At 39.0% G+C, this 23,498-nt stretch carries 22 protein-coding genes and 2 tRNA genes; 13 read left to right on the plus strand and 11 right to left on the minus strand.

The features are described from left to right. Nucleotides 1-31: 31 nt before the first annotated feature. On the plus strand, nucleotides 32-2,671 hold the full coding sequence (mutS, locus tag VHO47_02360; GenBank protein ID HEX2977936.1) for a DNA mismatch repair protein MutS: 2,640 nt from the start codon (nucleotides 32-34) through the stop codon (nucleotides 2,669-2,671). Here mutS and VHO47_02365 read toward each other — a convergent pair. Then, nucleotides 2,631-4,370: a hypothetical protein gene (locus VHO47_02365; GenBank protein ID HEX2977937.1), complete on the minus strand. Its 1,740-nt coding sequence runs from the start codon at nucleotides 4,368-4,370 to the stop codon at nucleotides 2,631-2,633. The genes mutS and VHO47_02365 overlap by 41 nt on opposite strands. Nucleotides 4,371-4,687: 317 nt before the next feature. Between VHO47_02365 and rplU the strand changes: the two genes are divergently transcribed. The 5 genes from rplU to VHO47_02390 are packed head-to-tail and all read left to right on the plus strand — an operon-like array spanning nucleotide 4,688 to nucleotide 7,038. After that, nucleotides 4,688-5,047, plus strand: a complete 360-nt coding sequence (gene rplU / locus VHO47_02370; GenBank protein ID HEX2977938.1) for a 50S ribosomal protein L21 — start codon at nucleotides 4,688-4,690, stop codon at nucleotides 5,045-5,047. Nucleotides 5,048-5,078: 31 nt separating this feature from the next. Continuing rightward, on the plus strand, nucleotides 5,079-5,528 hold the full coding sequence (locus tag VHO47_02375; GenBank protein HEX2977939.1) for a hypothetical protein: 450 nt from the start codon (nucleotides 5,079-5,081) through the stop codon (nucleotides 5,526-5,528). 28 nt (nucleotides 5,529-5,556) lie between these two features. Further along, nucleotides 5,557-6,399, plus strand: coding sequence for a prolyl oligopeptidase family serine peptidase (locus VHO47_02380; protein HEX2977940.1), 843 nt, complete (start codon nucleotides 5,557-5,559; stop codon nucleotides 6,397-6,399). Between the two features lie 35 nt (nucleotides 6,400-6,434). Beyond that, a complete protein-coding gene (locus tag VHO47_02385; protein ID HEX2977941.1) occupies nucleotides 6,435-6,698 on the plus strand; it encodes a hypothetical protein in 264 nt (87 codons plus the stop codon). Nucleotides 6,699-6,723: 25 nt separating this feature from the next. Then, nucleotides 6,724-7,038: a hypothetical protein gene (locus VHO47_02390; protein ID HEX2977942.1), complete on the plus strand. Its 315-nt coding sequence runs from the start codon at nucleotides 6,724-6,726 to the stop codon at nucleotides 7,036-7,038. 6 nt (nucleotides 7,039-7,044) lie between these two features. Here VHO47_02390 and dcd read toward each other — a convergent pair whose 3' ends face one another. Genes dcd through VHO47_02420 form a run of 6 tightly spaced genes read right to left on the minus strand, consistent with a single transcriptional unit; the run spans nucleotide 7,045 to nucleotide 12,130 of the window. After that, complete coding sequence (gene dcd, locus VHO47_02395; protein ID HEX2977943.1) at nucleotides 7,045-7,563, minus strand: dCTP deaminase; 519 nt, start codon at nucleotides 7,561-7,563, stop codon at nucleotides 7,045-7,047. Continuing rightward, on the minus strand, nucleotides 7,538-8,221 hold the full coding sequence (locus VHO47_02400; protein HEX2977944.1) for an ABC transporter ATP-binding protein: 684 nt from the start codon (nucleotides 8,219-8,221) through the stop codon (nucleotides 7,538-7,540). The genes dcd and VHO47_02400 overlap by 26 nt, the downstream gene beginning before the upstream one ends. After that, the gene (locus VHO47_02405) at nucleotides 8,218-8,859 is read right to left on the minus strand and encodes a TrkA family potassium uptake protein (protein ID HEX2977945.1); all 642 of its coding nucleotides are present in this window, start codon (nucleotides 8,857-8,859) and stop codon (nucleotides 8,218-8,220) included. Before VHO47_02405 ends, VHO47_02400 begins: the two co-directional genes overlap by 4 nt. A gap of 15 nt (nucleotides 8,860-8,874) precedes the next feature. Continuing rightward, nucleotides 8,875-10,209 carry a potassium transporter TrkG gene (locus VHO47_02410; protein HEX2977946.1) on the minus strand — a complete coding sequence of 445 codons (1,335 nt, stop codon included), beginning with the start codon at nucleotides 10,207-10,209 and terminating at the stop codon, nucleotides 8,875-8,877. Between the two features lie 11 nt (nucleotides 10,210-10,220). Then, nucleotides 10,221-10,802, minus strand: a complete 582-nt coding sequence (locus VHO47_02415; protein ID HEX2977947.1) for a VTT domain-containing protein — start codon at nucleotides 10,800-10,802, stop codon at nucleotides 10,221-10,223. 14 nt (nucleotides 10,803-10,816) lie between these two features. After that, entirely contained in the window at nucleotides 10,817-12,130 is a 1,314-nt protein-coding gene (locus VHO47_02420; protein ID HEX2977948.1) for a glycine--tRNA ligase, read from the minus strand. 169 nt (nucleotides 12,131-12,299) lie between these two features. Here VHO47_02420 and VHO47_02425 point away from each other — a divergent pair, with 169 nt between their 5' ends. Then, nucleotides 12,300-13,994, plus strand: coding sequence for a trypsin-like peptidase domain-containing protein (locus tag VHO47_02425; protein HEX2977949.1), 1,695 nt, complete (start codon nucleotides 12,300-12,302; stop codon nucleotides 13,992-13,994). On the opposite strand, the gene VHO47_02430 is transcribed toward VHO47_02425, so the two are convergent. Beyond that, nucleotides 13,991-14,692, minus strand: a complete 702-nt coding sequence (locus VHO47_02430; protein HEX2977950.1) for a hypothetical protein — start codon at nucleotides 14,690-14,692, stop codon at nucleotides 13,991-13,993. The genes VHO47_02425 and VHO47_02430 overlap by 4 nt on opposite strands. A gap of 87 nt (nucleotides 14,693-14,779) precedes the next feature. On the opposite strand from VHO47_02430, the gene VHO47_02435 reads away from it, so the two are divergent. Continuing rightward, nucleotides 14,780-15,508 carry a TlyA family RNA methyltransferase gene (locus tag VHO47_02435; protein ID HEX2977951.1) on the plus strand — a complete coding sequence of 243 codons (729 nt, stop codon included), beginning with the start codon at nucleotides 14,780-14,782 and terminating at the stop codon, nucleotides 15,506-15,508. A gap of 7 nt (nucleotides 15,509-15,515) precedes the next feature. Here VHO47_02435 and VHO47_02440 read toward each other — a convergent pair whose 3' ends face one another. Then, the gene (locus tag VHO47_02440; GenBank protein HEX2977952.1) at nucleotides 15,516-16,157 is read right to left on the minus strand and encodes a hypothetical protein; all 642 of its coding nucleotides are present in this window, start codon (nucleotides 16,155-16,157) and stop codon (nucleotides 15,516-15,518) included. A gap of 128 nt (nucleotides 16,158-16,285) precedes the next feature. Here VHO47_02440 and VHO47_02445 point away from each other — a divergent pair. After that, nucleotides 16,286-16,362, plus strand: a tRNA-Arg gene (locus VHO47_02445). Between the two features lie 205 nt (nucleotides 16,363-16,567). Here the strand turns inward: VHO47_02445 and VHO47_02450 are convergent. Beyond that, the gene (locus tag VHO47_02450) at nucleotides 16,568-17,428 is read right to left on the minus strand and encodes a phosphotransferase (GenBank protein HEX2977953.1); all 861 of its coding nucleotides are present in this window, start codon (nucleotides 17,426-17,428) and stop codon (nucleotides 16,568-16,570) included. 250 nt (nucleotides 17,429-17,678) lie between these two features. Between VHO47_02450 and VHO47_02455 the strand changes: the two genes are divergently transcribed. The 4 genes from VHO47_02455 to VHO47_02470 all read left to right on the plus strand — a co-directional run bounded on the left by VHO47_02455 (nucleotide 17,679) and on the right by VHO47_02470 (nucleotide 22,236). After that, nucleotides 17,679-18,848, plus strand: coding sequence for an alpha/beta fold hydrolase (locus VHO47_02455; GenBank protein ID HEX2977954.1), 1,170 nt, complete (start codon nucleotides 17,679-17,681; stop codon nucleotides 18,846-18,848). A 274-nt stretch (nucleotides 18,849-19,122) separates the two neighbouring features. Then, a complete protein-coding gene (locus VHO47_02460) occupies nucleotides 19,123-20,742 on the plus strand; it encodes an FAD-dependent oxidoreductase (GenBank protein HEX2977955.1) in 1,620 nt (539 codons plus the stop codon). A gap of 114 nt (nucleotides 20,743-20,856) precedes the next feature. After that, nucleotides 20,857-20,933, plus strand: a tRNA-Arg gene (locus VHO47_02465). A 97-nt stretch (nucleotides 20,934-21,030) separates the two neighbouring features. Beyond that, nucleotides 21,031-22,236, plus strand: a complete 1,206-nt coding sequence (locus VHO47_02470; protein HEX2977956.1) for an FAD-dependent oxidoreductase — start codon at nucleotides 21,031-21,033, stop codon at nucleotides 22,234-22,236. Here VHO47_02470 and VHO47_02475 read toward each other — a convergent pair. Further along, the gene (locus VHO47_02475) at nucleotides 22,226-23,419 is read right to left on the minus strand and encodes a hypothetical protein (GenBank protein HEX2977957.1); all 1,194 of its coding nucleotides are present in this window, start codon (nucleotides 23,417-23,419) and stop codon (nucleotides 22,226-22,228) included. The two genes, VHO47_02470 and VHO47_02475, sit on opposite strands and share 11 nt — an antisense overlap. Nucleotides 23,420-23,498: the final 79 nt, after the last annotated feature.

The raw sequence follows: 23,498 nt of genomic DNA on the forward strand, positions 1-23,498 counted from the left end.
CAATAAGATCTTTTTTAACGGTGTTATAAGAATGAGTGAGTTAGCCAAAAATAATGTTACGCCTTTGATGAGGCAATATTTCGAAATTAAAGAACACTATCCTGAAACGGTAATAATGTTTCAGGTGGGCGATTTTTATGAACTGTTTTTTGATGATGCAAAAAAAGCGGCCGCTTTTTTGGGTATCACTCTTACTGCGCGCGGGAAAAATAGTGGTGAGGATATTCCATTATGTGGCGTTCCTGTTCATGCACTTGATTATTATGTAGCAAAACTTGTTAAGGGTGGTTTTCGGATTGCAATTTGCGATCAGCTTGAAGAACCAAAGCCTGGCAAAGTTGTGCGTAGAGGAGTTACTCGCGTTTTAACGCCGGGAACGCTGACCGATACGCAATTACTCGATACAAAATCTGCATCTTATTTGCTCGCATTTTTTCCGATGAAAGATCAGTGGGGATTGCTTTTTGGCGAATTGTTAACCGCACAGCTTTTTGCCACTATTATCTCAAATGAGCAGTATCAAGCGTTAGAAAGTGAACTTGTCCGTTTTTTTCCCGATGAAATTGTTTTCCCAGCGATTGGCGATATAAAAACATTAATGTCGCATATTGGGCGCATGGGTTATTGCACGACGATGCATTCAGTTGCACAAGACGATTATACCGATTCACGAGCATGGGCTGAACGTCAATTTAAATCTGAAATCATGAGTTCAGTTACGCAGTATCATTCGTTGGAAAATGCGATAGCGCTTCTGTATAGCTATCTGAAGAAAAATCAACAATCTTCTCTTGATCAGTTCAAGCAGCTCCACTTTTATAAACCTGATGATTTTCTCAATTTTGATCGCAGCACGCAGCGCCATCTTGAATTGGTAAAAAACAATCAAGATGGCGGCAGTAAAAATACTTTGTTTGAAGTTCTTGATGGCGCAATTACAGCGATGGGTTCTCGTACGATAAAAAAATGGATTGCGCGCCCTTTGGTAAAAAAAGATGCAATAATTCAGCGACAAGATATAGTTGCTGCATTTATTGAACGGCAATCGATGCGCAATGCATTGCGCGAAAAATTTATGGAGATTGGTGATTTAGAGCGAATTGTTGGCCGAATAGCACTCGGCAGAGGAATTCTTAACGATTATTTGGGGCTTCTTTGTGCCATTAATTGTTTGCCAGATATTATTGAGCAACTTCTTCCACTGCAAGAATTGCCGCTCATGCGGCTCATTGTGCATTCGCTTGGTAATTTTACTCAGTTAAAGAGATTGCTATCAGCTGCATTAAATGATGATGCGAGTAAAGATTGGATTATTAAGCGGGGATTTGATCAAAAACTTGATTACATTCGCGATTTAATCGAACAAAGTAATGAGCGAATTTTAGCGCTTGAGCGAGCGGAGCAAGAAAAAACCGGCATCAATTCCCTCAAGATTAGATATAATCAAGTTCATGGTTATTATATTGAAGTCACCAAAACAAATAGTGGGCTCGTTCCAGAGCATTATATTCGCCATCAAACGCTTGTTGGCAAAGAGCGATTCACTACAGCAGCATTAAAAGAACTTGAACGAGAAATTATGACAGCACGAGCTGAAGTTGAGCAGCTGGAAGCGGATGTTTTTGCGCAAGTAAAAAAAGAAGTTTTTGAATTTACATCACCCTTGAGAAAAACAGCTCAATCACTTTCTTATTTAGATGCGCTTCTCGGTTTTTCATTAATTGCATACGAGAATGGTTTTGCCCGGCCAGAATTTAATAATACGCACGATATTATTATTCATCAGGGGCGGCATCCGGTTGTCGCACGATTGAGTGAGCATCGATTTATTCCAAACGATACGATGTTAACGAATGATCGTTCTCTTTGGATTATTACTGGCCCAAACATGGGTGGTAAATCGACCTATTTGCGGCAGGTTGCACTGCTATGCATCATGGCGCAATGCGGCAGTTTTATTCCGGCAAAAAGTGCTCAACTCCCATTACTTGATAGAATTTTCACTCGTATTGGGGCGAGCGATAATGTGGCAGAAGGCAAAAGTACTTTCTTGGTTGAAATGGAAGAAACCGCATACATTTGCCATGAAGCAACGGAAAATAGTTTGGTTATTTTAGATGAAGTAGGGCGCGGCACAAGTACTTTCGACGGTCTGGCAATTGCGCAGGCGGTTGTTGAATATCTTTATTGTCATGTTCGTGCGCGGTGCCTTTTTGCAACTCATTATCATGAGCTCACGAATTTGAGTAGCCAGTTTCCTGGCATCGCTAATTATCACGCCGAAAATAAAAAAGTGGGAGATAGAATGCTCCTTCTCTATCGCATTGAACCGGGAATCGCGGATGGCAGTTTTGGTGTTGAAGTAGCAAAGATTGCGCAATTGCCAGCGCAAATTATTCGCAGATCCACTGAACTAATTGCGCAGTTGAAATCAACGACAATTCATCACGAAACAAATAGATCAATTCCGGCAGAAATTAGTCAGATCGCGAGAGAAAATGAACAATTAAGAATTGCGATTGAAAACAATACGAAAAAAATCAAAGATCTCGAATTTCTTGGCGCAACGCTCGATGATATTGACTTTGAAGAATTGTCACCAAAAAAAGCGTTTGATTTACTCTGGCAGTTTAAAGAGCAGCGCCTGAAAAAAGTGAACGCTCGCGATTAACGGTGGAATTTAAAAACGACTGTGCGCCATACGAATAAAAGAGTTTTCGCTGTGGCCCGAACCCAAGAAATTCATAGGTACGATGCATTCTTTCAAGCGTCGATAATTTTTGGCCAAGCTCAAAATCGGGTGAACTGATTTGAGAAAGATCTTCCTCAAATTGTGCGCTGTGATGTTCTGGAATATGCGGTGCATAACAACGCAATTTTGAAAGCCAATAGAGGATTAATCCCTCCGCTTCAAATGGAACAGACGAATTCGGTTTGTTAAATTTATTCAATGTGTTTTCGATATTAATAAGGCCTTCGCGCACTGGATTGCGATGCTTATCGGAAAGAATATCTTTTGAGAAACGGTTTACCTGACGATACAACACATATAATCCACCAAGAATAGCGATCGCAGGTAGTGTCATTGCTAAGTTAAAATTTACATGATTTTGATTTAAGCCGTGTCGCACTGCATCGATTGCATTTAAAGCTTCCATGCGAATCTCAATGAGTGGCGCAGTAATGCTTCCATAATACCATGCTTTTCCAGGATTATTATACGCGAAATCAATATCATCTTTTAATTGGGAAGAATCCCGTTTTAAAGTCATTTCATGAGCAAGTTTTTTTATTTCATCGGCTGATTTTTGCGGATACTTAGTGGTGAGATATTTGTTATTAATGCTTTCAGTTTTTAATTCAAACTCAGTTGGCACTTCGCTATTTTGTTTTGAAAAATAAGCATCAAATATGTTTTTTAAAGGCTCAACGAGATTAGTTTGGACTAATTTTTTTACTGCGGCCAATGTTTGCGCCGATGTTTGGGTGATCTGTTCTTGATGAGTCTTATAATAAATCAGTCCGCCTAAGGTTGCCGCTGCACCAATTGTATATTTTAGCCAATTGCGTTCAAAATGACTCGGGCTTTTGTGTTTTGAAAGGCGCAAAAGCGCTGTTGTTTCAAAGTGTGTCGCAATATCATAATTGCGCATGAGAAGTTCGTGAAGTTGTTCAGATGAAAGCGCAATGTCTTGTTGCGATTCTTCAAACGTCTCATGATTCAAGCAAGTATTGATCAGAAATGCGGTTTTTGCTAAATGTGCTCTGAACTCATCTTCTGCTTTAATACGATTTAGTTTATGTGTTGTACGATAAATATTGCCTAAAAAATAGGTATAATAATAAAGAGCTTCTTTTATATTTTTTATAGATTCGTTAGCAATCAATACGAGCGGTTTTTTTTCAAAGAATTTAGTTGGCCAGTGGGTTGCAAAATAAAGAACTGGGCGATTATTTATTTTTTGCCAATATTCAAGAAGATCAAAAAGCTTTGTAACTATTTGAATGAGTTGATTCATAACGAGAATAGATTCTTTTTTGCATAACGCTGAAAGTGCCAGAACCTCTGCTTGATCGTAATAATGTGCGGCTGCTTTCTTAATTGGATCTTGGTGCGCCTTCAACTTTTCAGCAGCGTTTTTTTTATAAAGTTTGCTTAATTCTAAAATTGTATCGTTCTCACGAGGTATTTCTATGTGCCCAATGAGGAGGGCTTCGGAAGACGGCGGATTGCTTGAATTTGCAATTAGTAAATTTTTATTAATACATTCAATAAAGCTTTCTTCTTCTTTAATCGAGAAAAGTGCTTGTGTATTGAAAAAAAGGCATAAAAATACGGCGTTTATAAGTGCCAAACGAACGGTTTTCATTAAAAATCCTATTAAAGATGGCCCTAGCTGGGTATGAGCAATTGTCAACGAATGAACCTGAAAAAGTGCTCAACTGACGCTTTGTTTTGCTCAAAAAATTGAATTTTTACGTAAAATAATGACTTTTTGAGCTTAGCATACTGGGTTATTATCTCAAATGCCCAAGAAAAAGCCTGAAAGGGCAAGACAATACGCATTTTTTATGTTAAAGTTGATAGGTATTTATGAGATTGAGCTGTGTAGACAGATTTATCTCATCTGTTAAAATACAGCTAGTAGAATATGTTGATATCTCGTATGCAAATAAAGGTTGCTTTATGGAACAAAAAACACGCACCAAAGCCACAGAAAATCCATCTGTTCCGACATTTGAACGCTATGCGATCATTCAAACCGGTGGTAAACAATATCAAGCGATAGAAGGAAAAACCATCGCTATTGAAAAAATTGAAGGTGAAGCAGGAGCTCAACTTGAGTTCGATGCACTTCTACGCAAGATGGGCCCAGGAGAAATCCAAATTGGCCAACCAACCTTGCCAACCAAGGTGAAAGCATCGATCGTGAAACAGATGAAGGCACCTAAGGTGATTGTGTTCAAGTTCAAGCGCCGAAAAAAATCACGCGTCAAAAAGGGACATCGTCAACTAATGACCGTGGTTCGTATCGAATCGATCTAATTATTTTCATGAGAAAATGGAGGTTTTTATCATGATATTCAGAAGAGTTTCTATTCTTTTTTTAGTTCCATTTTTCTTATATTCTTCTTCATATGCGGGAAAAATTGAAAGTATTCCGGAACATGCTCTGAAGGATGAGGTTTCTTATAAGAAAAAAACATTCATTGTTGAAAAAATAGATGAATGGCAAGAGAACCACAACAAACCGGCAACATCAGTAATTAGAGATTTTAAAAGATATTTCTTAGTTAACCACAATGACTATCTAATACCTTTTATTGCCCGCCCGGCACTTTATAAGACTTACTATAAGCAAGAAACAGAGTTCCTTGGCAAAAACTCAAACAGGCCTAACCTAGTTGAATGCATTAAGCGCGAGGATCAGGAAACGTTCGCGCTGACTGGTTTTGGAAAAGGTTTTGTTGGGTCTGTTGCTGTTGCAACAACCTGTCTTGTTGCGTGGTATTTTTTAAAAAAATAGACCCATTATAAATCAATCGGTGACGGTAATGCGTTTTCATCTCTTATTGTTCACTTTTCTTTTTGCTTTGAATGCGCATGCTGAAACAGTATTTATTTATGCGCACGGCCTTGGTGGCTCCCAAGAACAGGCGCGTAAACTTTATATGCGATTTCGTGATGAACAAACAGAAAATAAGCATTGGATAATTGATGGAAACGTTGCTCTTTTTGATTTTGCCGATGTTTTGCCACAACCGAACATGTATCGCCGCGAGTTAGTTAACTTGGGGCAGCAAGCAGATTTGGAGAGGTTGCATTTTGCTTACCAAGAAACACTTAAAAGGGTTCCTGATGCAGAAATTGTCCTTGTTGGTTTATCTCGCGGTGCTGCCACCATCATTAATTACGTGGGGCTCTATAAACCTGCACAGCTGAAAGCGATTGTTCTAGATTCGCCATTCGATTCGTTCGAATCGATTATTAATCAGGTTAAAAAAATTTATTTCCTTCAATGGATACCGCAAACCGTTGCCCGTTCAATGATGCGAATGAGGTTTCCTTCTCTTGAAATTGATGGCATTACGCCAAGCAAGACGATTCATTGGCTGCCCATTACTATTCCTACAATTTTTATTCACAGCCAAACCGACCTTGTGGTACCGATCGATTCTTCACGATTTTTGTTTGAAATCCTAAAAAACCGTGGGCATAAGGATCTTTATTTGCTCCAATTGCCCGATGGCGACCACGGAATGTTAATGCGTTCTGCACATGCGGCCGATTATGAGGCGGTTGTGCATGCCTTTTTTGCTCGCTATAATATAGTTTGCAATGATAAGATCGCTCAGCTTGGGACACATCGATTAAATCAATGCCGCGCTACAATCTAAGGCGGCAGCGAAAATTTCTAAGGGAAGGGACAACGATGCTAAAATTATTCTTACTCCTCAATCTTCTTTTTGTTTCACATTTTACATACACTATGAATCACAATAGCGGGAAGTATACTTTTATCGGTACTATTCCTGCCGGCGCTATGGTAAAAAGTGAGCAAAAGTCATTAATCTCAAAACAGAATACTAATTTAAATGAGAACCATTCGAACGACGAAAATGACCATACAAGAAACGTGTTTGGTTATTGGGGAATTTTTTCCTGCTGTTTTAATATTCCACAAGAAAACGAATAGTTTTCTTTAAGAAAAAGGAGAGTAAATGAAAAAATTGGTATCCTCTGTTGTTATTGCGTTGTGTTACGCGCCTTCTGTTTTTACTATGGAAAGTGCTATTGTTAGCGTCAAACTTTGTCAGTTGATGGCGGTAGTCTCAGAAACGAGTCCACTGCTCAATAAAAATGAAGAAACACATAAAAGTGCCGATGCTTGCTTTCATATTACCAAGCATCAAACAGCAAATCCTCTCGCGCTTTCTATACAATTGGCTGGTGAAAATCCAACGCCCAGCAACAATTCAGAAAACGCATGCATAGGATTTTTAGATTTATTTTGCTGCGGCCGATGCAATGATTAATTTCAATTAAGTAAGCTCGGTATAAAGCAAGCTTGGTTGAATTCCTTGATTGTGCTGATATTTACCACTCGTATAACGATCGAAATCTCCTTCAATCGTGTGATAAAATATTTGGCAGATTTCAATTCTAGGATAAATTCTAATAGGTTGCACGCAGAAAATTTCAAGCGTCCAATAACCACTAAAACCAACGTCGCCAAATCCTGCGGTGATATGTATAAAAAGTCCGAGCCGCGCAATCGAAGATCTTCCCTCAATAAGGGGTACTAAATTATCTGTTTTAGTATATTCTACTGTGCGCCCCAAATATAATTTCCCGGGTGTTAGTTCAAGTCCATTTTCTGGGATGACAATCGAAGCGGTATCGTTTGCTTTTTTCATATCGAGCACTTGATCTTGGTATACGAGCAATTCATTGTGGAGGCGCAAATTATAGCTGTTGGGATTGAGCTGTTTTTCATTAAAGGGCGTGATATGAATATCGTTATTGAGTCTGCGTTTAATCTCTCGTCCTGAAATTATCAACCTGTTCCTTTCCGTTTTGACCCGATCCGCGTTGCATGAATAATTTTCCCTGGTGTAAAATAATAGCGAAATCGTGTGCATATGCAAATTCATCGTGACAAATATAGATCGTGCTTCGCGAATTATTTTCTGCCAAACATAGTGCTTCAATTTTTGGTCTGAGCGATTTTTCTATTCCAGAGAATGGTTCATCTAAAAGTAGCAGATGCGGCTCTTGCGCAAGTGCTTGTGCAATCATCAATCGTTGGCGCATCCCAAATGAAAATGATTTTATGTTTTGATGCGCGACGTTTTCTAGATTAACTTGTTCCAAATAAAAAAAAATGTGATCGTTCGTTATACTTTTATTGCGCAAATTTAATACATACGAAATGATTTGATGAGGAGTAAAAAATTGTGGTAAGGAGAAATAATGGCCGACATATACAATTGGCTTATTTGTGCGATGAATTGCGCCGGAAGATGGGCGTAAGAGGTCCGCAAGTATTTTTAAAAAGGTAGTTTTTCCGGAACCGTTAGTACCGTGCAAAAAAAATAATTTCCCATAATCGATAGAACAGGAAATTTTATCCAGAACAACTATGCGCTTGCTTAAAAAAGAAGATGAATAGAAAAAGCTTACATCCGTCAATTCAATAAGCGTTTCCTGGCAGATCATAATTTTGCAACTACTGCCAAATCTTTATTGAGTCCTGCAAGCACAAGGAGATTTCCTTCTTGTACAACGTAATCTTTGTCTACAGTGATTATTTCCCCATCTTTTTTTATGCCGATGCAATTGAGGCGATAGTTTTCTTGAAGCCCAATCTTTTTTATCGTTTTGCCAGAAAATTTTTCTGGTGCGCTTATTTGGCTGATCGAATAGTTTTTGGCAATTCGTGAAATTACTCTGAACGGCAAACTTAAATTATCGGCAAGGGTATTGCCTATTTCGCGCTCGGGCAAAATTATTTGATCGGCGCCAATCAATAGAAGGATTTCCTTGTGGATCTCGTTAACCGCTCGTGTGATGACCAATGGAACGTTGAGTCTTTTTTTGAGTAATGCAGTTATTAAAATTGAGCCTGCAAAATTTTCTCCCATTGCAACAATCACCGCATCCATTTCGTCAACACCGATAGATCTGAGTGATGCTTCGTCATGAACTTGCATGCAAATTGCCTGCGTAACACTATCACGAACCGATGCAACAATTGTTTCGTTGTTATCGACACCAAGTACTTCCATGCCATTTTCGGCAAGCCGCGTCGCGACGTGATAACCAAATCGTCCTAATCCGAGCACACAAAATTTCATACATGTCCCTTGCTTTTAAGATAACATAACCCGCTCTTCAGGATACTGAAATTCCGGTGCTTCTAATTTTTTACGCAATGCGACAGCAACCGTGAGCGATCCAATACGGCCTACAATCATCGTTGCCATAATAAATAATTTTCCTGTAAAAGAAAGATAAGGCGTAATTCCTGTGTCAACGCCAAGGGTTGCGTATGCGGAGATTACCGCAAAAATCACATCAAGGAAATCCCAGCCTTTTTCTGTAATGAGTAAACAAAAAATAGTGGCAAGAATCCATGCTTGGCTTAGGGCAATAATAGCAAGTGTTCGATAAACTTGATCTTTTGCAATGCGCCTTCCTTTAATTTGCACCGAGGATTTTCCCTCAATTGCTGCTTTTACCGTCGCAAGAAAGATTGCAAACGTTGTAGTTCTAATGCCACTGCCGGTCGAACCGGGAGATGAACCTATGAAAGCAACGATCATTATCATGAGAATCGTCGCTATATTCAAATCAAATATGCTGACGGTTAAAAAGCCCGTACTCCTATTTGAGACCGCGTTAAAAACTGAATTTAAAATTGCGGTAAATGGATCCATGTGCGAAAGTGTATTTTGTCTCTCAAGAAGCCAAAAGAGTACGATCGCTCCGGTCATAAGCAACGCGGTCATTGAAAGCGTGATTTTTGTTTGTAGAGAAAGATGCGGGCGTGTTCCGACTTTACGAGCTCGTGCATATTCAATGATTTCGTGAATGGTAATAAAGCCAATACCGCCTAAAAGCATGATCAAAATTGTTGAAATCAGCATCAGCCAGTTAGTTTTATAAGCTACCATGCCATCTGGAAAAAGAGAAAGGCCTGCATCGCAAAATGAAGAAACTGAGTGAAATAGGGATAAAAAAATTGCTTTTTGCAGTGAGTATTCATTATGAATTGCAAGAAAAATAAAGACTGCGCCTATAAGTTCAATTGCTATGGTGAGCCCTATAATGAAAAATATCATGTGTTTAATATTTTTCCACGTTTCCAATTCAAGCAATTTGCCCGCGAGGATTTGCGCCCCTAATCCAAATTCCATAAAAAATAGCATTAAAAAAAGTGTAAGCGTTATTATACCCAGTCCGCCTATTTGCATGAGGAAAAAAATAACCAACTGTCCAAAAGGAGTAAAGTCTGTCAGGGGTACTGTTAGTAATCCAGTGACACAGGTTACCGAAGTTGATGTAAAAAGAAGATCGATAAGAGAAATGGGTACTTTTCGTGCTATTGGCAATGACAAAAGAAATGTTCCTATTGCTATGGCACAACCGACTGAGGCAAGGACAATACGACCTGGAGAGAAGTGTGAAATATGTTTTACAGGCATGTACCCATTCCTTATGATCGCTTGAAATACCAAATAACACCAATCACTATCACAATCAGCAATAGTACTAAGTGGCTAAAATAGCGGTCAATATATTCCTTGATCTTTGCTCCGTAAATGCGCAATACGGTTGCAAGTAAAAAATAACGCATTGAGCGAGCAATAAGCGAACAGCCGAGAAACTGCCAGAGAGGAACATGAAAAAATCCTGCGCAAACGGTGAATATTTTATACGGAACAGGGAGAAATCCAGCAATGATAAGTGCCCAACCTTGATATTGTTTACACAAAGAAAGTGCCATTTCAAATTGATCAGCACTAAAAAAGCAACCGACCAATCGGGTCCCAACCATATCCCAACAAAATGCTCCCAAACCATATCCCATGAGCCCGCCAATTACGGACGCCACTGTCGCAATGCTTGCAAAGTACCAAGATTTACCAGGGTATTCAATGCAATAAAGAATCAGGAGCGGATCGACAGGAATCAATACGATCGATTCAATAAAGAAAACAAACGCGAGAAGAGGAATGGCGTACGCTTCATGTACTTGTGCGCCCATCCAATTATAGCAACGCTTGAGAGCATTCATCGTATGCACTCTTCCTATTTTATCAGATTTTTAAGATACTCGTGTACTCGATCAAGAGAAATTCTTTCTTGCTGCATCGTATCACGGTTTCTTGCGGTTACGCAATGATCATTTTCACTCTCAAAATCGTACGTAAAGCATACAGGTGTACCGATTTCATCTTGTCGGCGATATCGTTTACCAATAGAGCCAGATTCATCAAGTTGTACCATAATGCCACTTCGGCGTAATTCACGATACATCTTTTCAACAGGCTCAACTTGCTTTTTGGTGAGTGGCATCAGCGCTGCTTTTATCGGGGCTATCCGCGGATTAAGGCGAAGGACAATGCGTTGTTCTCCATCTGCAACATCTTCATCATACGCATCAAAAAGTGTGGTTAGGAATAATCTATCAACGCCAACCGAACATTCTACAACATGTGGAATATAAGATGTTTTGGTCGCTTCATCAAAAACCGCGAGATCTTTTGTTGAGTGTGAACCGTGCTGCGTTAAATCAAAATTGGTCCGGTATGCAACGCCCTCAAGCTCTTTCCAACCGAAAGGGAAATTATATTCAATATCGGAAGTTGCGGTAGAATAGTGCGATAATTCATCGGTTTGATGAGCGCGCAAACGAATTTGTGATGGATCAATGCCGATATGATTATAAAAAGCCAGACGTTGTTGGGACCAAAATTCAAAATCTTTTTTTGCAGTTTCTTCTTTGCAGAACCACTCGATTTCCATTTGTTCAAATTCGCGCATTCTGAATAAGAACTGTTTAGGATTAATTTCATTACGAAATGCTTTACCAATTTGTGCAACGCCGAATGGAATTTTTACACGATTTGTCGAAATAATATTTTTAAAGTTTACAAAAATTGCTTGAGCTGTTTCTGGGCGCAGGTATGCTTCGCTTGTTTGATCTGATGATGCCCCAACGTTTGTTTTGAACATCATGTTAAACATGCGTACATCTGTCCATTTTTTTTGTCCACAATGTGGGCACGGTTTTGAAAGGTCGAGCTCATCAGCACGATAGCGATGTTTGCAATTTAGGCAATCAACCATCGGATCGTTAAAATTTGAAATATGGCCCGAAGCTTCCCAAACAGAGCGTGGTGCTAGAAGTGCGCCTTCCATTAATAAAATATCGTCAGAAGCGGCGTTTATAGAAGTTAGCCATGCTGAACGTAAATTGTATTTCAGTAAGGTTCCCAAATTACCGAAATCGTATACTCCGTTCAACCCACCATAGATTTCTGCAGTAGGGTAGACAAATCCTCTGCGTTTGCATAAAGAAACTATTTTTTCAAGTGTTACTGCCGAATGCCGGGTGCTCATGAATGGAACTCCTTTAGCTCACTGAACAATTGCAAATATTCATGATATCAATTTAGCGTTTTTTGGCAAATCGAGTTGCGCGGTCTGGTGTTATTTTTTAAGGCTGCTACACTTTAAATCTTATAAAAGCTGTTCATAAAAAAATTATCAAGAACGAGAAAGAGGATATATGAATAGAAGCAACTGGATGGCATACACACTGGTGGTTTTATTTTGCGGGGGTGGTATTTATTGGATGCGAAATATTCAAAAGATGCAGCGCCAGCTTTATGAAGAAGTTCGTTCAAGTCAACTTTTTCACAGTTCATCAAACTCTCAAGAGCTGGGTACCAAAAGAGATGCAGGTGAACCACATATTCCCGGGCAAGCATGGAGCGAGCTGCAAGACAAAGTGAAAAATGCGGTAGTGCAGGTATTTTCGCAAGTCGGCACTATTGATTTATTGCAGCCCTATAAAACGCCAAACCAATACCAAGGAACTGGCAGTGGATTCTTTATCAATAAAGAGGGCGAGATTATTACAAATGCGCATGTTATTGATCAAGCAAAAGCCGTATGGATTCAAATTCCTGGCCTTGGAAAACAACAAATCGATGTAGAAATTGTTGGATTAAGCCCGGAAAGAGATTTGGCTCTTTTGCGCGTTCCGGCAGAAGGTTTGGAAATTATCAAGACCGTTCTTGGTGAGATTCCCCATCTTGGTTTTGGCGATTCTAATGATGTCAAACGTGCAGATGAAGTTATGACTCTTGGTTATCCGTTGGGTCAGCAAGGGTTAAAAAGTACTGTGGGCGTTGTCAGCGGACGCGAGCAACATTTGATTCAAATTGACGCACCAATTAATCCTGGAAATTCCGGTGGTCCCTCTCTTAATAGATCGTGCCAAGTTGTTGGAGTCAATACGCTTTATGCTCCTGATGCGCAAAATGTCGGATTTATCATTCCTATTAATCAATTAAAAATTGTTTTGGATGATTTGCGTACCGTTAAACTACTCAGAAAGCCATTTTTGGGAATTATCTTCAATAATGGCAGTGAAAGTTTGACTAATTATTTGTCTAATCCGCAACCGGGTGGCCTCTATGTTGTAGATGTTTACAAAGGTAGTCCACTGGCAAAAGCTGGCGTCAAGCGCGGCGACATGATTTATGAAATTAACGGCTATAAACTCGATATGTATGGCGAAATGTTCTGGCAGGGCGAAAAGGTTGCTCTCATAGATTACGTTTCGCAAATGAAATTAGGGCAACAAGTAGATTTAGTTGTCTACAGAAAAGGAGCCAGAAAAGATATCTCGCTTACTTTTGAACAAACCGAATTGCTCCCTATTCGGCACGTGTATCCCGGATTTGAAAAGCTTGATTATGAAGTGACTGCTGGAATGGTTGTTCAGCCATTGACGATTAATCATTTACCTATTCTTGTTAATCAAGCACCTGCTTTGGCTAAATATGCTGAGATGAAATACCAGATGGAGCCGGCGTTGATCATAACGCATATTTTTCCAGATTCTCAAGCTCACAGAAGTCGTTCTCTTATGCCGGGAAGTATTTTGAAAGAAGTTAACGGCGAACCATGCAAAACAATGCAGGAATTTCGCGCGGCTCTTTCAAAGGGCATGACAACGGGAAACTTGACGATTGAAACGAATGAAGGTGTTTTCGTCGTCTGTCCATTTAAAAAAGTTTTAGAAGAGCAAGTGCGCTTAGCAAAAGATTATTTCTTCCCCCTTTCAGACACGACCAAAACACTCCTAGTACAAGCTGAAAAGCAATCTTGGTTTAAGATTCAAAAAGATGAATTTCTTTTTGCTCAGGTGCCTGGCTTGATTCCTGTTGGTAACCAAGCAGCATTAGCTGTTTAGTTTTTTAAGGTTTTCTGCGGAGCTTTTTTCATGAGATTTGAAATAATTTCTTGTGCTTGCGGGTTTTTCAAAAGATCGTAGGTCATTGGTGAGAGAGTAATGCCGTAAGCATTTCTGTATTTAAGAGGCAGCTTTGCGTCTTTACGGTTTGGCGTACTTTTTATTTCAGCAATAAGATCTTCTGCAGGAATCCACAGAAACTTTTGTTTGGTTGCTCCAGGCAAAAGTTTGCCATCTTCATAAATTTTTGGAGAACGATCAAATTTTTCATGATCGATCCAATCTATGGGTGCCAAATACACAGAATAGTAGCTTGTTAGGGGGATTAATTGATTTCCCTTTAAGCGCGGCATAATATAGTCGATGCCTTTATTGCATAAGTTAATAGTAGGTTTTTTGGGTTTTTTTTCTAAACTTTCTGATTGCGTGGCTTCAAAGCCAAAATAACAGCGTGTTCCGTTGTTGAGAACACGAGCAGCTGTTTGGCGTGGGAAATCAATATCTTTTTCATCTTGTGCACCGCTAAACTCACTCCAGATAAAAAGTTTGCCCCTTTTCGATTCTGCACCTATCAAAAAATGAAGTTTCCCTTGAGAGTTGTAGCTATATGGTAAAACGCCAACTCGATTGGCCCGCTGAGCAAAGCACGTTGGGGACAATAATATTGAAATAACAATCGAGAAGAGCATTTTTTTCATTGATTTGCTTTCTGTTTTTTAATAATAGTTGTATTTTTAGTATGTAAATTGAGGTTGTTAAAAGTCAATAGTATCTAAGAGGAAAACATGGCCAAACAACGGCTTGATCTCGTTATTATTCAGCAACGGCCAGATTTAAGCCGAGCTTTCATACAAAGCATCATTATGCAGGGAAAAGTTAAGGTTGAAGGGCAGATTATTACAAAAGCAGGGACGCTTATTGCACCGGATGCTCAAATCGATATGGATGTTACTCAGCCAAAATATGTTTCGCGTGCAGGATTTAAACTTGAGGCGGCTCTAGATGCATTTAATGTTGACGTGAATAATCTTATTGCTCTCGATGCGGGAATCTCTACGGGAGGTTTTAGCGATTGTATGCTCCAGCGCGGAATTGCTAAAATTTATGGAATTGACGTTGGGTACGGGCAAGTTCATGAAAAGGTGCGCAATGATGCAAGAGTTATTATTATGGAGCGAACCAACTTGCGCCATTTAACTTCTCTACCAGAGATTGTTGATCTTGTAACGCTCGATTTATCGTTTATTTCAGTATTAAAAGTTATTGATGCGGTAAAAAACGTGATGAAACCTGGAGCTAAGTTGATTGTTTTAGTCAAACCGCAATTTGAGGCCGAACGATTTCAAATTGGCAAGGGCGGCATCGTAAACGATCCAACGGTTCACGAAGCGGTCGTACAAAAAGTAACAAGTGGTATTTCCCGCGAAGGATTTGAGTATAAAGGAATTATAGAATCACCAATTTTGGGTGGCGACGGTAACAAAGAATTTCTCGCTCTATTTATAAAAAAATAGTTCCGCTTTAACGGGATAAAAGAAGTATATCTTTTAGATTTTGAATTATTACAGCGAGATTATTTAACGCGTCTGATAATAATTTTCCCGTTTTTGCGATGAACCCGCTTTCTTCAAGCGCTGTTCTAAAATTGTTAGTTTCAAGTAGCTGTACGAGCGTTGGATCGACAGCTACAGCTAGTGTACGATTGAGGATTTTTTCGACGTTAACGAACTTTGCACTGCTCAGCACATCTACTTTAGGGGTAGGTATTTGTGCGAGAAACACAAAATGATTTTTTCTTTTTCCAAACTCTGAAAAAGGGCCAAACATTTGCCCGTGAATAACATTTTTTAACGGGAAAGCTATCAGATCCATTTTTTGCTTTGTTAAAAATTCATTGAAGAATTCTGTCGCTTTTGAAAGCGCTTCATTTTGAGACTCGAGCGTACCTGGCTCCGCGTTAATTATTACTTTTGCGCGTGGATTTATATATTCTTCATAACTTCTACCAAACCAGCCCATTTTTGTTTCTTTAACAAGAACTATTTGGAGGTTATTATCAATTGATTTATTGATGGGTAAAATATCAATATAAGCTTCAAATTCTGCTTTAGCGGAAGCAAAAATCAATATCATTACAAAAAATCGTTTAGTTGAAAGCATCATTAATATCCTCTGAATAATTTTATATTTAGACTACGCTAGACAGGTTCGTTCCTACAAGGTTTTGAGTTGGATTGAGAATAAATTCAGCTCGCTTTTTAGCCTTTTTTTGGTACAATTATCGAATGAATGCGCCCGTAGCTCAATTGGATAGAGTACCGGACTTCGACTCCGTAGGTTGCAGGTTCGAGTCCTGCCGGGCGCACCATACTTACCTCTATCCCATCCTAATTCTGCTATTAATAATTCACGATTATTAACAGCAGAATTGAAGACTGGGGACGATTATGAAATTTTGAGAGGGGTTTGTTATCTTTCTGAAGAGTTATAACTTAACTAATATGATCAAGAATTCGATTAGGCATTTCGCCCCATTTTTTTATTTGTGCGTTATGAGCTGATGAGTGTCAGGTCTACTGCTTTTGTAACAGGTTAAAACCTTCAATTATACGTGCTTTTGCCAAGCTGTTTTTTCCATGGTCTTGTAAATAACGCGAAAACTCAGTAGCTATATAATACAGATAAATGTTCTCCATGATTAATGGAACATTGTTTAGTCTTGCATAATATTCTGCAATCGATTCACTTAATTTAGGAATGCTCATGTAGTTAAGTCTTAAATCCAAATAAAAGCTGTCGATTGCAGCATCGGTGAAATCTATAATGCCGCTTAATCTACCAGTAGATGGATGAACTATGATATTTCTAAGAATTAAATCGTTGTGAATAAGCTTAGTTTGTTCTAAGGGTACTATAATATCTTGATAGTTTCGTATAAAAATTAGGAAAATTTCTTTAAGATCCTGATCACCAATTAGGTGTGCGTGCTCTTTGATCTTTTGTTGAGACCATGGCCAATTGGTTTGTTCCAATCCGATTTCTTGCGCCTCGCTTAATTCGATTCCGTTGTGAAGCTCATACAAGAAAAAAGCAATGTCGGCGGCGAGTAGATTCTGTTCCGATTCTCCTAGGCAGTTGTAAAAATTTGTTGTGAGTTCGATTCCTGCAATTTTTTTATAGACGATAAACCCTTTTGCCGCATATGCAACAGTTGGTATCTTCGTTTTTATTTTTCCTTTCAACAAATTCAGTACTTTTTTTTCGATTTCTAAAGTCGTAGAGTCTGAAGTTTTTTGAATTTTGCAAATCCATTTATCATTAATTTCGATGACGTGATGCTCAGCGCCTTGCATGTACACTGTTTTTTCAATTTGCTCTAACGGGAATTTTTTTTTGAATAGTTCAAGGTAAGGGGCTAGTTGAGTAAGGGACATAATTTTCAAGTTCTTATTTGATAGTTAATTTAACTAAAAAAATTTAACATATTTAAAAAAAAGAAGACTAGGCGTTTATTCGGGTGCTGTACCTTTTTTGCAAAATTTTGAAAGGCTTATTTTGATTTTTTTTACCTGCATATTTACGATATTTTTGATTTTTCGATATTCTCAAAATTAACAAGACAAAAAATGATGGAGAAAATATTTACTTATCAAAAACAACCATGATTTTTTGGGAGCTAATATTATGAATCGATTGCGATTGTTAAATACATATCTATTCTTATCAGTTTTTCTAATACTTTTGAGTGTATTATATTTATTTCCAATTTTGAAGCCGTTTCCTGAGCCTTCGGGACCATTTCAGGTAGGGACGCAAGCATTCAAGATTGTTGATCAACAGAGAGATGAGCCGTATGCTCCTGGATGTGATGGAAAACGATCAGTAATGGTTCGGTTTTGGTATCCAGCAGCGGTTCAAACGGATGAAAGATTGCAGTATGTGGCAGGTAAAATGCCGATTTTACAGCAGTTGTACGCGGCACTCTATAGTATTCCTTTATGGATATCTGCCTTACTGTGGCGTAACATTATCACACACTCCTATGTTAATGCTCCTCTTTCAAGATCTAAAGAGCATTTCCCAATTATTCTTTTTTCTCATGGCTTATTTGGTTTGCCGAGCGATATGTATGTTTCACTTATCGAAAATATTGCGAGTAATGGATACTTTATTGTCGGGATCGATCATCCGTATTTTAATATTATTACCCAATATCCGGATGGTAGCGTTGTCAGTTCAAATGAATTAAGTGCCAAGTTTCAAAAAATGAGGCCGCATGAGCAAAGGGCGTTTCAAGCTAATGCCATAAACGAATACATTCGGGATATGAAATTGGTGATAAGTGAATTAGAAAAGTTAAATCAAGACAAGGAGAGCACCGTTTATCAACGACTGGATCTAACGAGAATCGGAGTTGTTGGGCACTCGGCGGGCGGTACAGCTGCGATCGAGTTTTGCCGAAACAGTCAGATGTGCAAAGTAGCGATCGATCTTGATGGATGGTATGATCACGTTATTCGAGCTGAGCCGTTAAGAAAACCATTGCTTCTCTTGTTTGCATCAGAAAGTCTTGATGTTGGTGAGCCGACACCTGAATATCTACAGCGAAAGGAAATTACTCGAGACGAATATTTTGAGCAGAAAAAAAGAACTGAAGAGCACATAAAGAGTTTATGCTCAGCTTCTGAATGCTTTTTAGTACTGCTCGACCATACAAGTCACGAAGATTTTAGTGACGCCGTTTTGGCAAAATGGCCAATGCGTCGGTGGTACGCACAAAACTCATATAAAGTTCTGGAATCAATAAATAGTCGAATTGTGGACTTTCTTCAAAAGTATTTGATCGCAAAATAGTTTGATTGATTACAAAAATTTTAACTGTTAGTAGCACTGGGTCTGTGTCGAAAATAATTATTAATATGATTTTTGCATAGGTTGTGAAGATAAATATTTTTGTGGCAAAAAGTGCTTGCCTACCCAAAGAAATTTGGTTAAATTTGCGGATGTCAAAAAATCGTAAAAGGAGAAATTTATGACGTATGCCCTCTGCAGTATAATTAAATTCCAACTATTTATCCTGATAATAACCTCTTTCAGCCATCTTTCATTTTCGAGTCAGAAGGTCTTCGTGGTTCTCGGCGGAGGAATCGTCGGCGCTGTTGAAGCTTACAATGCTTTACGCGATGCTGACTTAAAAAAAGATGATCTGAGAATTATAATTTGTGAGCAAAATTCTAAAGTAGCGGATACCACTTCTTATTCGTTATTTCCTAGTCTTACACCTGATGAAATTCTGTCGGTCGTTCCTCGAGGCAATGAATTAGTTTCTAGATTAAGAACGTTGTTTAGTGAACCGAGTGGGATCAGGGTCGATGACGTTCCGGGAATTAGTGATTCCGAAACTTCTAAGTTTTTTATTTCAGAAGTTGAACGTTATAGCGCCGATCAGGAAGGGCATGAACAACGCACGAAAGCGTTGCTTGAACTTGGCAAAGAAAGTATGGATTTGTGGCAAAAGTTTTACGACTCTGCAGATCCTGAATTAAAAAAAATTCTTATTGAGTCAAACTTTAATCCATGCAGAGAAATTTCTGAAGAGAAATTGGCTCTTCGCAAAGGGTATCGTATCGACTTAATTTACAGCATACCAAATGCTAAACAGCGCGCATTAAACATGCAAAGAGATTATCAAGCGTTGGGATATAAAAGATGTGCTTTGTTGAGTCCAGACGAAGTAGTCAGATTGGACCCTTATCTTGCAAATTTTTGCAAACAACATTCTCAATTAAATTCGACTGGCGAACGGGAATGGTCAAGTGATACAGCAGCCTTGTTCAGGCCGGGTGGGTGTATCGATACTCGTATTTTTCTGCCAAAATTTTATGAGTATATGCGCAAAAAGATGGGAGTTTTCGTAAACCAGCGAGGCGAAAAAAAAGAACGATTCGAATTAAAATTTGGCGCTAAGGTTACTAGTCTTCAATTTGATAAAAACAGTTGTGGGGAGATGATCATAACTGGAATAAGTATAAATGGAGAGAGATTTGAGTTAGATTCGGATCGTGCTTGTGAATTCGTATTTTGTCCGGGTGAATCAGTTGGCACGTTAAAGCAACTAGGGTTAAGTGAACCTGCCTATGCACGTTTTGCAGGAGCGTCTCTGACATTATTTGTAGATCTACCAAAAGAAAAAATTGATCAATACCGTGATTTTAATCATTGCATGGAAGTTCATCAAGAGGGCGTTGTACTTGCTTGGCAAGCGCGTTTTATTGAAAATAGGATTTGCATAGGCGTTGCGGGAACGAAGGCGTTTTATGGAGACAAAAAGCCCACAAAAGAAGAGGCATTTGCGCGCAATCGAAACCTCTTGCAGCTAAATATGATTAATGATGTTTTGCCTGATTTTATATCAATAGCAATGAATAGAGATACTTTTGGCAAGAAATTAACAGAGGAAGATCTTTTCTTTCTAGAGTCTAGAGGCATAGCTCATCGTTGGGTGGGCACGAGAGCGGTTGCATACGATGGTTTTCCTTCTGTGGGTCATGTGTATCATGAAAATTGCAAAGTTATCAATGCCAGGTGCACAACTCATTTAGGATCTGGCGGTGTCTCTTTTTGTCATGGTGCGGCTGCTGCCAGTCGAAGTATTTTCGATGATTCAGTACTTCCTCCTGACCTGATAAAGCGTATTACTCGATTTGGAGATTCAAGCCGTTCAGCGTGTACTACTGGTCTACACTAGATAGGCGAATGATTAGAGATCAAATTAGCCGTTTCCCTCGCTTTGTAATAGGTTAACCAAATAAAGGCTTTTGATTTTCAATTTTTTAAAAAACTTTATACTTGAGCTAGAATTGCGCCCGTAGCTCAGGTGGATAGAGCGATAGATTCCTAATCTGTAGGCCGCAGGTTCAAATCCTGTCGGGCGCACCAGTCTTTTGCTTATTGAGGTTTCCGCTTTTGGCACGGCTAGTTATTTAATTGATTAGATTAATAAACAATGTACGTAAGCTTTTAGGCTCAATTCACGATGCATAAAAAATTTGTTGTTATAGGGACATCTGCAGCTGGAATGGGAGCTGTCGCTGCGCTGCGGCAATTAGATGCGCATGCAGAAATTGTTTGCATATCTGATGAGATGCAGATGCCGTATAATAAATGCTTATTGCCAGATTACCTTGCCGGCGATAAAGCGCTAGAAGATATTTTCACGCGGCCGCAAGAATTTTTTCAGCAACAAAAAATAGATCTTTTATTAGGGAAAAAAGTTGAAAGAATTTCGCCCTTAGCCAATAAGATTATTATGGCAGATGGTGACGAAATCCCTTACGATAAATTACTCATTGCGACAGGCGCACAAGCCCGAATATATGCTTCAGAAAAAAAGTGCGATGGGATTTTTTATTTTTACTCCTTGCAAGATGTTTTACGACTCAAAGAGTATTGCGCAAAATATGCAATTTCTTCAGTGTTGGTTGTCGGCGCCGGATTGACAGGAATGGAATGCGCAGATGCGTTAGTGCAGAATGGTATTTCTGTTGCCGTTCTGGAATCAGCATCGCGCGTTATTAATAACTTGCTCGATCAGCAGGGTGCTGCGGCAGTACGCTTTAATGCTGAAAAAGCTGGAGTAAGATTTTTTTTTGAAGAACAACTTAAAGAGATTGTGCAAGATAATGGCCGCGTTACGGGTGTTAAAACAAATAGCGAACGCATTATCGGTGCACAAATCATTGTTTTTGCCATCGGGTCGGTGCAAAATATTAAACTAGCGCAAGACGAGGCAATTGATACATCTCGTCATGGAATTCAGGTAAATGAATTTATGCAAACATCAAAACCGACTATTTACGCTGCAGGTGATTGCATTGAAACGTTTGATAGAATTACCAATAATCGTTTACCAAGTTTTAAATGGTCTGATGCGGTGGCCCAGGGCGTATGCGCTGCTCATGCAATGGCGGGTGAGGCAAAACCTTATTCAGGAATTTTGCAATTTTATAGTTCATATTTTTTTCAGAATAAATTTTTTATCGCGGGTGCGCAGTCGTTAGCTTTTGATCAAGAATTTAGAAAAGAATCTGAAGGCTCATATGTTTGCTGCAGGATGCGCAATCGAAAACTGTGTAGCGTTATTATTATTGGTTATGAAAAAATAGTTCCAATTATTAGGGCGTATTATGCGCGCCAAGATTTAGTAACAGAACCAATGTTGGAAGATATTTTTAATTTTTGAGTGTGCTTGATAATTGCAATATTTTTAGCGTTGATATTGAATGCGCTACGCTCCCATTTTTTTGCAAGCGATAAATCATTTTTTTTTCTCGCGCACGTGCTAAAAGTTGGCTAACCGTCTCGATATCTTTAAATACAAGGTTTATTGGTAATTCATGAATTTTTCCATATCCTTGCCCATACGCTCGTGCTTCAATAATTGAGTTACGGGAAACATCGCTAATAACTATTACGTGCCCGGGAAACCAAATAAGATCGCCATCTTGAATGTCGCTAGCATGCGATATTTCTTTTAAATGATTTGCGATGGTGGCGGTGTTTTTATAGTAGTAGGGTATGCCAGCAAGTTGCGCTGCGCGCGCTATTAATCCTGCGCAATCGAATCCGGCGCACATCTTCTTTTGTGTGCGCGGCATGAAAAGAGTTCCGCCTTTTGCCGCTGGCATAGAAACAAAGTGTGGTTCGTTTTCGTGCACAGTAAAACTGCATCCGCCCCATACATAAGGAATATAACCAGTGGTCGGATGCGCCCAGGAATGGAGTAGTTTTAGAAAAATATCTCTTCGTTCATCCCAAGAGCGATTATTACTTGTTTCGATACACTTATTAATAGGGAGAGAAATAGTTACTGGTGCATACACGTGCCTATTAAACGCAAAAACTTCGATTTCGTTAGGTTGTGTATTCTTTTCCGTACGAACAAATCGTGTTCCCACGGAGTAAGTTGTTTGTGTACGAGGATCGTAGTGCGGTTGCAAAAGAGCAACGATTTTTTGATTGCTGGCGTTTGATTTTCTTGGATTAAAACTGAGTGGCTCTGGGATTGATTTAATAGGTATCCCACGGGCAACCAAATCTTCTAATGCAACTAGATTTTTTTTGAGGGTCCAATAACTTGTTTGCGGTATACCACCTCGCGTAAGTTCATAAAACGCAGAGCTAATTTTTATGCGAACTTCAGCACCTTTTTCTTCTTCTATTGTAACAATTTCATTATAAAGTAGTTGATGAAGGCGAATGCAGCATTCGACTGGTTTTGCGCAAAGCCCCAATGCTTGATAGGCTTTTTCGCCTGACTGGTTCCCGACCAAATCGGCTACCGGTACGATGATTACTGCTTGTTTTCCTTGGCATTCAAGAAACAAAGCAGCAAGAAAAATGAATAATGAAATAGTTCTATGCATACATTCCCCTCATCTTAAGTATTTCAATTTGATTATAAGAATGCAATAATATAAAGCTTTATGAAATTTTGAAAGTTGC

It is taken from the genome of Candidatus Babeliales bacterium (assembly GCA_036260945.1).
Taxonomy (GTDB): domain Bacteria; phylum Babelota; class Babeliae; order Babelales; family JACPOV01; genus JACPOV01.

What these genes read in the sequence shown, in the direction of transcription:
- VHO47_02430 (HEX2977950.1), bottom strand. Translation starts at nt 14,692, where the DNA reads ATGAAAAAAATGCTCTTCTCGATTGTTATTTCAATATTATTGTCCCCA.
- VHO47_02385 (HEX2977941.1), top strand. Translation starts at nt 6,435, where the DNA reads ATGCTAAAATTATTCTTACTCCTCAATCTTCTTTTTGTTTCACATTTT.
- VHO47_02375 (HEX2977939.1), top strand. Translation starts at nt 5,079, where the DNA reads ATGATATTCAGAAGAGTTTCTATTCTTTTTTTAGTTCCATTTTTCTTA.
- VHO47_02450 (HEX2977953.1), bottom strand. Translation starts at nt 17,428, where the DNA reads ATGTCCCTTACTCAACTAGCCCCTTACCTTGAACTATTCAAAAAAAAA.
- VHO47_02420 (HEX2977948.1), bottom strand. Translation starts at nt 12,130, where the DNA reads ATGAGCACCCGGCATTCGGCAGTAACACTTGAAAAAATAGTTTCTTTA.
- VHO47_02425 (HEX2977949.1), top strand. Translation starts at nt 12,300, where the DNA reads ATGAATAGAAGCAACTGGATGGCATACACACTGGTGGTTTTATTTTGC.
- VHO47_02410 (HEX2977946.1), bottom strand. Translation starts at nt 10,209, where the DNA reads ATGCCTGTAAAACATATTTCACACTTCTCTCCAGGTCGTATTGTCCTT.
- VHO47_02365 (HEX2977937.1), bottom strand. Translation starts at nt 4,370, where the DNA reads ATGAAAACCGTTCGTTTGGCACTTATAAACGCCGTATTTTTATGCCTT.
- VHO47_02390 (HEX2977942.1), top strand. Translation starts at nt 6,724, where the DNA reads ATGAAAAAATTGGTATCCTCTGTTGTTATTGCGTTGTGTTACGCGCCT.
- VHO47_02435 (HEX2977951.1), top strand. Translation starts at nt 14,780, where the DNA reads ATGGCCAAACAACGGCTTGATCTCGTTATTATTCAGCAACGGCCAGAT.
- VHO47_02455 (HEX2977954.1), top strand. Translation starts at nt 17,679, where the DNA reads ATGAATCGATTGCGATTGTTAAATACATATCTATTCTTATCAGTTTTT.
- rplU (HEX2977938.1), top strand. Translation starts at nt 4,688, where the DNA reads ATGGAACAAAAAACACGCACCAAAGCCACAGAAAATCCATCTGTTCCG.
- VHO47_02400 (HEX2977944.1), bottom strand. Translation starts at nt 8,221, where the DNA reads ATGATCTGCCAGGAAACGCTTATTGAATTGACGGATGTAAGCTTTTTC.
- VHO47_02415 (HEX2977947.1), bottom strand. Translation starts at nt 10,802, where the DNA reads ATGAATGCTCTCAAGCGTTGCTATAATTGGATGGGCGCACAAGTACAT.
- VHO47_02380 (HEX2977940.1), top strand. Translation starts at nt 5,557, where the DNA reads ATGCGTTTTCATCTCTTATTGTTCACTTTTCTTTTTGCTTTGAATGCG.
- VHO47_02440 (HEX2977952.1), bottom strand. Translation starts at nt 16,157, where the DNA reads ATGATGCTTTCAACTAAACGATTTTTTGTAATGATATTGATTTTTGCT.
- VHO47_02470 (HEX2977956.1), top strand. Translation starts at nt 21,031, where the DNA reads ATGCATAAAAAATTTGTTGTTATAGGGACATCTGCAGCTGGAATGGGA.
- mutS (HEX2977936.1), top strand. Translation starts at nt 32, where the DNA reads ATGAGTGAGTTAGCCAAAAATAATGTTACGCCTTTGATGAGGCAATAT.
- VHO47_02405 (HEX2977945.1), bottom strand. Translation starts at nt 8,859, where the DNA reads ATGAAATTTTGTGTGCTCGGATTAGGACGATTTGGTTATCACGTCGCG.
- VHO47_02475 (HEX2977957.1), bottom strand. Translation starts at nt 23,419, where the DNA reads ATGCATAGAACTATTTCATTATTCATTTTTCTTGCTGCTTTGTTTCTT.